Here is a 7,701-nt window from a genome sequence, read left to right on the forward strand (position 1 = left end):
ATTCCGAATAATTCGCTACCTAATTTAGTATAGCGCGAGTGAATGCCCGTCATCGGGAAACCAGATCAGATCAATGACAAACGAAATCCCGACACCAACGAAATACCCCAGCATCATACCAAAGAAGAAGGGTGAGGCTTTACGATACAGGCTGATGCCGCCTATACGGAGGATGGCGGCTTTGGCGAACCAGGCGAAGAAAATCGAGAATATCGTGCGATTGGCAGGGTATGAGGTTGCCGAGACCAGGCCGATGGGGTGCAGCGGAAAAGCCGGATAGATATAGCGGAGGACCATATTGGCGACGGTGACTGCAGTTCCGATCAGACCCCACAAGGCGAGATGTCGCTTCATTGCGAAGGGGTCGCGGATGTAACCAACGCCTCTATCAAATACGGCCTGGACGGATCCCGCGTAGATGCTGCCGTAGTTGAATGCGCCCGTCTGGTAGCCGGAAGCGATCGCGTAATAGGCGCTGCCTCCCACAACAACGGCAACGGCGATTGCGACTGCGAGGATCATTCTTCCCCGGTCTTCGCGAACATCATCGAAGAGTTTCGTGGCGTTGGCCATAGGGGCCATCAGGACGGTTTTCAGATCGCGGTGCCAGGTGTAGGTCAACGCCAATGCCACAATGCTCTGCGCGTTCATGTTTGTGAGCCCGACAATATGGTAGGTCGCGAACTGTGCGTGTATGATGCGAGAGCTGATCAGTCCTGTTTCGATGCTGATCTTTGAGATCCCAAGCCAGACCACAATGACAAGGCCGACGAAGACAAATGCCACATATACGGTCATTCCCGATGCGACGCACCACGCGCAGATGAACAGCGCACTGAGGATGAGTCCGAATACTGCTGAACGGTAGGAGAGCATCTCCCGAGTATCGTCTATCGTCGGGTCCTTTATAAATGCCTTTCTGGCGACATCTCTCAAATGGCCGCGGGCGGTCCACAGTCCCCAGGGAATCAGGACGAAAAGTGCGCCAAGTCCTTGCCAGTTTTCAAAATCGGAAGTGTCTGCACGCAGTGGACCTGTTTCGAATCCAAATCTTCTGAACATACCAAGCTGAAACGTCAGGAACAGGAAGTAGATAATGATGCTTCCGGATACTTCGAGCTCAACGAAGTAAGAGGCACCGATGATCAGTGGATAGAATCGGGTCTCGATGGGGGGAAAGTCTCGACCCAGTTGGATAAGCCCGAAATCTCTTGGAATGGCCGGGAATAAGGGTGTGAAGTATCCGATCATGTTCCACATAATCGGGAAGATCGCGAAAGCGAAGCCGATCCAGAAAACAGGCTGGTTCATGAACCCGGCGGTGAAAAATCCACGAGGTTCTTCGTCCGCCATGTTCATCGGCAGCTTCATCAGGGGGAAGGAGAGCCGTTCGTTCTCGACCCACTGCTTCCGGAAGATCGCGACCATACAATAGCAGAAGCAGGCGACCGCGCCTACGAGCGATAGGCGCCAGGTCAACGGTATGAACCAGGCTCCCCACGGGATCGAAGCGCCGCGGGGGAGTCCTTCGTAGAACCATTTGGTAGCCATAACATCCGTTACGACTGCCCAATCGACGAGATATGGATGCAGTTCGGTCGCCCAGCCGTTCTCGGATGATGGAAAGTAATAGGGCGCACCGATGTTCGCGATCATGTGCGCCATGAAGTAGCTGGGCAGAGCCGATCCAATCAGGGCCATTGCAAAGATGACGAGAAGCTCGGCTCTTGTGAGCATGGCCCCCGGGCGGATGGCCTGGATGACTTTGTTGAGGATGACAGCGATGATGAAGAAGGGAACCATCACGCCCCAGGGGAGATGGTCCTGCGCCATTTTGGTCGTATGGCCGATGTGACGCGTGTAGTGACCGCCCCAGGCCATGAAAGTCACACACAGGGTACCCAGCGCAATGGATCGAGCCGTTATGGCGTGCCGAAGGGGACGAATCTCCGGTTCAGCTATGGGTTGTACCTCGGCCAATCAGAGCCTCCAGATCCATTGGTCGCGGCTTGCCCGTTCCTGTTCTGGAGACCATGCGGGATTTCGCCATACCCCGGGCTTTCTCTGTCGGATGTCGAGAATTCTCATTGCCATCCTCAGGTCTTATGAGACTTTAATTTTTATTCCTATTCTCGTGATCTGGATACACAACATTGAACACACGCGTTACCACATCGGGCGATGTGCGATTTTCAAAAGCCTCCAAAACCGGATCATTGGTTTCCCGCATTTGGGCCTGTAGAATCGCCCGTATTTCATCAGCTTTTGCACTGTATTCCGGGTCGTCAATCAGGTTTTTCAAACAATTGGGGTCCTGCTCCAAATCGTATAACTCTTCCGGTACGCGATACCGAAACATCCGCACCCGTTCTGCAATATCTGGATTGCCCGGTGCAGCCTCCTCCATTGCGTGCATCGTCAAGCCTTCATTGTTATTGCGGTACCGATAGTCATCTCGCACCCACATATTAAATATGTACCCAAATTGATGATCCTGCACACACCGCATCGGCGTTGCTGCTCCACCAGCCTTAGAATCGATCTGCGTAAATACATGCTCTCGACCCTCCTGCTTTTCACCTCTCAGCAGCGGCACAAAAGATTGTCCATCCACACCATCCAAAGCGGGCAATCCAATCGCATCTAATGCGGTCGGCAAGAAGTCAATGCCGGACATTAGTTCACTACATGTTGTACCCTCTTTTGCAACACCGGGCCACCGCACCAGCCACGGTGTGCGTGTACTCGCCAGATATACATTACACTTGGCAAACGGCACGGCCATCCCGTTATCCGACAAAAAAGCGACCAGTGTATTGTCTCGCAATCCCGACTCTTCCAGAGCATTCATCACCGCTCCAAATGTATCATCTAAGCGTCTCACCGAATTGTAATACCACGAAAGTTCTTTGCGAATCAATGGAAGATCAGGCAAGAATCCGGGCACTTCAATTTCATTGGGGTTATACAACCGCGATGGCACCTCAGCACCACCCTTTGGTCCTTCATCTGGATTGTAAAATGGTCGATGGGGATCATGAGAGTTTACCATAAAATAAAAGGGTTTGTCGGCACTTTTACAGTTCTCGAAGAATTCCTTACAATACGCCCCATACTTCTGAGGACTACGGCCAAAACCCAGGTCTTCTTGATCCCGACTAAAATCCCATGTAATCGACTCTTTTGGCGTTGAATGATTCACTTTTCCGAGAAGGCCAGTCATATACCCCGCATCGCTCAACGTTTCGATGATCGTCGGTGTGTCCTCAAATGTATGAAAAAATCCCATTCCGCCATTGTTATAACTATAGCGCCCGGTGTTCAATACATTGCGACTTGGCATACAAATGGCAACATTCACATGCCCATGACTGAACCGCACACCCTCTTCGGCAAATGCATCCAGGTTGGGGGAGATATCTGGCACGTTTGATCCAAAACAACCGAGTGAATCGCAACCCAAATCATCTGCTGTGAACAGCAAGATATTTAATTTACCTACCATACGATCCTCACTTCTTCAAATCTTTGTCTGTCAATTTACCCTATACTTTTCCAGTGCATCCTCATCGAGTTCACATCCAAGTCCCGGCTTTGTCGGAACAATGGCTTCGCCCTTTTCAAATTGGATGCCATCTACAATCAGGTCATCTTCTCGCGTCCAACTCCCGACAAAATCGCTGGGCATAACGCAATTTCGCGGCACACTTGCCGCGTGAAGATAGGCCATTTCCATTATGCCGAGGTCATTTCCAGATCCATGCCAGCAGGGAATACCAGCGGCATCGGCAATTGCCGCGTTATGGACAAATTGCCACATGCTGCCCCCCAGATTGAAAATATCTACTGCTTCCACCTTGATTGCGTTGATGATGTCATGGGGATTCGCCAGATGCAATGCGACCGGGATTGTGGTTGCCGCTCTTAGCTGGCAATACCAATCCAGGTTCCATTTCGCCATTGGATCTTCGAGCACACCGACATTGCCGACTGCTTCGAATTGTTTTGCCAATGCAATGGCTTCTGCCGGGCGATAAAATCTCTGATTCGGATCGATTGTGCATTTGAACGATATATCTGTGGCCTCCAGGATTGCCTGCACGCGAGCGACCATTGGTTCATCAGAGGTACATTTCATTTTTACACCGTGAAATCCGCGTTCGTAACCGAGCCGCGCATTGAGGGCTGAGTCTTCAGGCGTTTGATGGCCGATCCAGTAATCCGCTGGCACGCGGTCTCTGTACGCACCGCCGAGCAATTCGTGGACCGGGCAGCCTCGAATTTTGCCCACGATATCAAAAACAGCCATTTCAAAAGCTTCATAACCCGCGCCCGTTCCCCAGCCGGTCAAATTCTCCCAATCGCGTGTGCCGCCCCCATCTTCAGATACAACCGGATCTCTGAAAGGCAGGACTGTGTTGCGATGCGTGGCGGCTTCTCTGAATACGTTTTGCAGGCTCAGTTTGAGAGGGTCTCTTCCTTTGAGTTGGTTAAATCCCTGCCGAATTGCTTCTTCAGGCGTCCCGCGCGAGGTTTCTCCCAGTCCGTAAATCCCTTCATCGGTATTTAGCTTGATGATGTGTTTGGGTACCTGGTCCCAGCCCGCAGGACCAAATGATGCGCTGTGTACACGGCCGGGTATGGTTGGAACAACAACTGTAATGATGTCGATGGATGCGATTTTCATGGCGTTTTCCCCCGCAGTGTACAAACACTGTTTTCACATTGACGTATAAGAATACCTGCATAAATTGATTACTGACGTTACACACACGAAATAATTCCGTCAAGGTTATTTATCGCGGGGTGGGTTAAGAATAGTCCTGTTAGAATGCTATTGTAAAGTGCTTTGGCACATATTATTTATCAGGATCTTTTATCGCTGTTTTTTACAAAGGAGGCTGTGATGAAAATTACAAAGGTCGAGCAGATGCGCGTGTTCGTGCCATGGCAGGATTCCTATAAGGAGCCGATGGTGTCCTGGCGGGGGATGAGCGGCACAACGCCGGAGGAAGAGGATTCCTACGTGATTGTTCAGGTGCATACCGATGAGGGGATTGTGGGGATCGGGGAGGGAGGACGTTCGATGGTACAGACCGAGCAGCAGGCACAGCAGTATATCGGCAAGAATCCGATGGAACTGGATATGTTTAACCTCGGGCGTCCCTGGGCACATGCTTTTCTCGATATAGCTGGCAAGGCGCTGGGAGTACCGGCTTATCGGCTGATTGGCAACGGCAAGCATAGAGACCGTGTTCCGGTGGATTACTGGTCGCCTTATCTGGCTCCGGAAGAGACCCGCAAGCACGCCGAGGAGGGCGCGAAGCGGGGGTTTAAGCTGCACAAGATCAAGGCGCGCCCCTGGGATACGGTGTGGCAGGTGAAGGTGATGACCGAGGCGGGCGGACCGGACTACAAGATTCGCATAGATCCAAACGAGAAGTTCAATACCCTGTCGGAGACCGTGCGGATCGACGATGCGTTGCAGGAGTATCCCAATGTGGAATGCTTTGAAGACCCCGTGCCCAAGGCACATCCAGAGTGGTACGGGATTTTGCGGCAGAAGTGTCGGGCGCCTCTGGCGATTCATACCACGGATACGCGGTTGATTCTGAACCATTTGCGACACAATGGGATAGATATTGTCAATGTAGGGGGTACCATCAACCGGGTAATCCGGGCCGCGGCAATGGCCCAGGCAGCCGGATGCCCGGTGTGGATCCAGATGGAGGGGCACTGCTATGCGATCCAGGCGGCGTTTAACGCACACATAGGCGCGGCTGTGCCGAATGCCACGCTGCCCTACGGGATGCGCCCGTTTATCAGAGAAGCGTGTATTACAAAAGAGGGCTATGGATTTGCCGTGGAAGACGCGCACATGCCCGTGCCCGAAGATCCGGGGCTGGGCATTTCGCTGGATCTGAAAATGTGCGAGAAGTTCCGGATTGAGTGATGCCTATATGCTTCGCCCGCCATCTACAATGAGGTTTTCCCCCGTGACAAAGGGGCTGAGGATGAGTCCGAGGATGGCGTCGGCACAGTCTTCGCCTGTTGCGACGCGGCCCATTGGTGTGGCTTCCAGATGGAGTTTGCGGAAGGCGTCCCAGCCGATTCCCCAGCGCGTATCGACAAAGCCCGGGGAGATGGCGTTGACCTGAATATCGGGTGCTTGACTGGTTGCCAGGGAATTCGTCAGGCATATCAGCGCGGCTTTGGATGCGGAATAGGCAATTGAGCTGCCTTTTCCAGAGATACCGGAGATGGAAGCGACGTTGACGATGCTTCCACCGCCACTTTCTTTCATTTTTGGGATTGCTGCCCTGGCTACGAAGAAGGCGCCCTTTACATTGACGGCCATCGCGCGATCCCAATCGTCCTCTGTCAGGTTTTCCAGATCCTCCAGCGGCACGAACCGCGTCATGCCCGCGCTGTTGACGAGAATGTCGAGGCGGCCGAGTTCATCGACTACGCGATCTACCATTTCCCGAACGGCTGAGTCTTCCGATACGTCTGCTTTGACGGCGACGGCTTTGCGCCCTAGTGCTTCGATATCCGCACAAGTTTTGTTGGCGTCATCTTCAGATCGGCTGTAGTTGACGGCGACGTCTGCGCCTTCTGTGGCGAATAGCAGCGACGTCGCGCGACCGATGCCCGTTCCTCCTCCAGTGACAAGTGCTACTTTGCCATCGAGTTTTCCCATGGTGACTCCCTTCAATATTGTGTGTGTAAAATCGCTTAAATTAGGCGAAGATATACCCAAATGTCAATTGGGTTTTCAGGGCTGCCGCTCCCAGGCGAGCAGATTTTTGACCATAGCGCGAATGCGCGGATGATCGCTGTTTCGGAAGTGATCGTGTAGCCTATCGGCACCCTGGTTGTGTTTGCACAGGGCTTCGTAGTGTACAGGGGTTTGGGGTCGGGCGGCGAATTTCATTGCAATATAACTGCGCCCTTCTTGCTTGTCGTACACTGCGTGGTACAGATATTGATTAAAGAAGATCAGATCGCCCGGTTTGACCGATAAAATATAACCCGGTAATTCATTACCACGCACGGCAAAAACGTCCATACTGGTGCCCGATGTCTGGGGCTGAAGTGCCAGCAAGGGGCAGTGAAAATGAGGTAAGTGGGAGCCAGGGATGACCCGCAGTGCGCCCGTATCTCGATCCATCTTCTGTAGATATATCATAATTTTGATGCGCGTGTAGTTCAGATCAATCTGTCCGGCCCGATCGCTGTGCCACTCATGGTTGTTGGTCTCGTTAAAACTGCCGCGATTGCCTTCAGATTGCCCCCATACAAAACCCGGTCCCAATAGATCTTCGATGGGTTTCCAGATGCGGTCGTCCCGGGGCAATTGTGATAGGATGGGGCGTCTTTCGATAAAGGGCACAATGGCTTGATAGCTGGTCGCTTCAAGGCGCGTTTGCAAATCTTCACGCCACAGAGATTCCGCCTCAGCGGTGATCACCTTCATTTCAGCAGATGAGAAGACCCGACGCAGAGCCAGAAATCCAAAAGTATCAAAGTACGCTTTTTGCTGGTCGCTCAACACTGCGGACTCCTTTCAGTGGTTTTACAGGATTTGATAGTATATGAGAAAAAGGAGGTGTGTTAAAGTGGAAATTGACGTCGTTCGAATCTGATACGGCGTCTTTTTTTTTTTTATTTTTTTTTTTTGATAACAAATTTTAATAAAGA

Annotated in this window: 6 protein-coding genes; 1 reads left to right on the forward strand and 5 read right to left on the reverse strand. The window is 52.0% G+C overall.

Annotation, left to right across the window (positions count from 1 at the left end; genetic code table 11):
* Positions 1–24: 24 nt before the first annotated feature.
* The 3 genes from F4Y39_05755 to F4Y39_05765 form a co-directional block, all read right to left on the reverse strand.
* Positions 25–1,980, reverse strand: a complete 1,956-nt coding sequence (locus tag F4Y39_05755) for a hypothetical protein (protein ID MYC13213.1) — start codon at positions 1,978–1,980, stop codon at positions 25–27.
* A 133-nt stretch (positions 1,981–2,113) separates the two neighbouring features.
* Positions 2,114–3,505: a sulfatase gene (locus F4Y39_05760; protein ID MYC13214.1), complete on the reverse strand. Its 1,392-nt coding sequence runs from the start codon at positions 3,503–3,505 to the stop codon at positions 2,114–2,116.
* Positions 3,506–3,535: 30 nt separating this feature from the next.
* Positions 3,536–4,687, reverse strand: coding sequence for a hypothetical protein (locus F4Y39_05765; GenBank protein MYC13215.1), 1,152 nt, complete (start codon positions 4,685–4,687; stop codon positions 3,536–3,538).
* A gap of 219 nt (positions 4,688–4,906) precedes the next feature.
* On the opposite strand from F4Y39_05765, the gene F4Y39_05770 reads away from it, so the two are divergent.
* A complete protein-coding gene (locus F4Y39_05770; GenBank protein MYC13216.1) occupies positions 4,907–5,953 on the forward strand; it encodes a hypothetical protein in 1,047 nt (348 codons plus the stop codon).
* Between the two features lie 3 nt (positions 5,954–5,956).
* Here the strand turns inward: F4Y39_05770 and F4Y39_05775 are convergent, their stop codons facing one another.
* A complete protein-coding gene (locus F4Y39_05775) occupies positions 5,957–6,700 on the reverse strand; it encodes an SDR family oxidoreductase (GenBank protein MYC13217.1) in 744 nt (247 codons plus the stop codon).
* A gap of 75 nt (positions 6,701–6,775) precedes the next feature.
* A complete protein-coding gene (locus F4Y39_05780) occupies positions 6,776–7,555 on the reverse strand; it encodes a phytanoyl-CoA dioxygenase family protein (protein ID MYC13218.1) in 780 nt (259 codons plus the stop codon).
* Between the last annotated feature and the right edge of the window lie 146 nt (positions 7,556–7,701).

The organism is Gemmatimonadota bacterium, from assembly GCA_009838845.1.
Classification (GTDB): domain Bacteria; phylum Latescibacterota; class UBA2968; order UBA2968; family UBA2968; genus VXRD01.